A 1699-nucleotide genomic window follows, 5' to 3' on the forward strand; every position below is an offset into this window, starting at 1 on the left:
GCAGCCGTAACAGCCGTCCAGACAGCAAAGCCCGGGCCGGTCGCCGCGTCCTAGCGGCGGCCCGACCCGCTGCGTTCAGCGCCCGGCTGGCGCGGCATAGACGGCCGACCAGAAGCGGGTCCGGCCATCCGCGCCGGTGGCGTGGCCGATGCCGAACTGCCGGACCTGCGGGATCAGGATATTGGCCCGGTGCCCGCTGGAGCTGTTCCATTCCCCCAGCACCTGGTCGGCGCCGTAGGGGCCGGCGGCGATGTTCTCGGCGGTGATGCGCGGCGCATATCCCAGCGCCTTGAGCCGTTGCGCCGGGCCGCTGCTGCGGCTGCCGGCATGGCTCATCCGGCCGCGCTGCGCCATGTCGCAGGCATGGGCGGCCGCGGCCTGCGACAGCAGGGCATTGGCCTGGACCGCGGGCAGCCCGGCCTGGCTGCGGGCGCGGTTGGTGGCGCTGAGGCCGGAACGGACGACCTGCGGGCTGGGGGTGCTGCATTCGACCAGGCCCGGCGCCGAGACCTGCACGTCATAGGCCTTGTCCGGCCCGGCGCTTGGCGGCGCGGTGCAGGCGGCAAGCAGCAGGCAGGCCGCAACCGCGGTGCATGCGGGGTGGGGGATTTCGTGCGGCATCGTGTTTTCCTCCTGATGCGATGGAAGAACGCCTGCGGCACGACTGGAAAAACCTGAACGAAAGCACGATGGAAATGCGGGTCGCGGCGCCCTGGGGCTGTGCCGGCGATCTTCGGACACGTCATGCGTGTAGAACGACCCGGAAGGGGACATGGTTCCTGATCCGCTGCGGCGCTGGAACAAGGCCGCTTGCGGGCGCTTCACCTGGTCCTCGCGGAATTCTCGTGCAAATCCCAGGGAGAAACGACCGATGAGCCGCCCGATCAGGCGTGAGGCGGCCGGCCCAGCCCCCGATACAGCCCCCGATGCAGGCCGGCCATGGGGGTGCTGGTGACGGGGGCGACGGGGCTGATCGGGCAAAGCGTCTGCACCCGGCTGGTCGCCGACGGCCATGTCGTCCTGGGCACCACCCGCAGCGCCGCGCCGGCGGCACCCGGCGCGGTCTCGGGCTGGATCCGGGTGGATTTCCGCCAGGCGCGCGAGCCCGAGACCTGGCTGCCGCATCTTCGCGACATCGACGCGGTGGTGAACTGCGTCGGCGTGCTGCAGGACAATGCGCGCGAGGATACCGCCGCCGCCCATGCCACCGGGGCCGAGGCGCTGTTTCGCGCCTGCGCGGCGGCGGGGGTGCGGCGGGCCGTGCATTTCTCGGCCATCGGGTGGACCGGCGGCAGGCCTCGGCCTATTCGGCCAGCAAGCTCAAGGGCGACAGGGCGCTGATGGCGCTGGACCCGGACTGGGTGATCCTGCGGCCCTCGGTGGTGCTGGGCGGGCCGGTCTTTGGCGCCAGCGCGCTGATCCGCGGCCTGGCGGCCCTGCCCGTGCTGCCGGTGATGCCCGAGACCGGCCCCCTGCAGGGGGCGGCGCTGGAGGATGTGGCCGAAACCGTGGCGTTCTTCGTCCCGCCCGACCGGCCGGCACGGCTGGCGCTGGAACTGGCCGGGCCAGAGCGACTGTCCTTTGCCCAGGTGGGGGCGCTGCATCGCGCCTGGCTGGGCTGGCGCCCGGCGCGGCCGCTGGCGCTGCCTGGCTGGTGGCGGGCCTGCTTTACCGGGCGGGCGACCTGGCGGGCAGGCTG

General features: G+C 72.9%; 2 protein-coding genes and 1 pseudogene. 2 read left to right on the plus strand and 1 reads right to left on the minus strand.

What is annotated here, in order from left to right; genetic code table 11:
* Positions 1-75 precede the first annotated feature (75 nt).
* On the minus strand, positions 76-621 hold the full coding sequence (locus tag FE811_RS26755; protein WP_114535702.1) for a CAP domain-containing protein: 546 nt from the start codon (positions 619-621) through the stop codon (positions 76-78).
* Positions 622-939: 318 nt separating this feature from the next.
* Here FE811_RS26755 and FE811_RS28060 point away from each other — a divergent pair, with 318 nt between their 5' ends.
* Positions 940-1341: an NAD-dependent epimerase/dehydratase family protein gene (locus tag FE811_RS28060; RefSeq protein WP_116220453.1), complete on the plus strand. Its 402-nt coding sequence runs from the start codon at positions 940-942 to the stop codon at positions 1339-1341.
* A pseudogene (locus FE811_RS28065) lies at positions 1281-1699 on the plus strand (hypothetical protein); the annotation flags it as partial. The gene FE811_RS28060 and the pseudogene FE811_RS28065, both read left to right, overlap by 61 nt.

It is taken from the genome of Paracoccus sp. FO-3, assembly GCF_006386455.1.
Taxonomy (GTDB): domain Bacteria; phylum Pseudomonadota; class Alphaproteobacteria; order Rhodobacterales; family Rhodobacteraceae; genus Paracoccus; species Paracoccus versutus.

Excerpts from the sequence above, each read along its gene's own strand:
- FE811_RS26755 (WP_114535702.1), bottom strand. The coding sequence starts at position 621 with ATGCCGCACGAAATCCCCCACCCCGCATGCACCGCGGTTGCGGCCTGC.
- FE811_RS28060 (WP_116220453.1), top strand. The coding sequence starts at position 940 with ATGGGGGTGCTGGTGACGGGGGCGACGGGGCTGATCGGGCAAAGCGTC.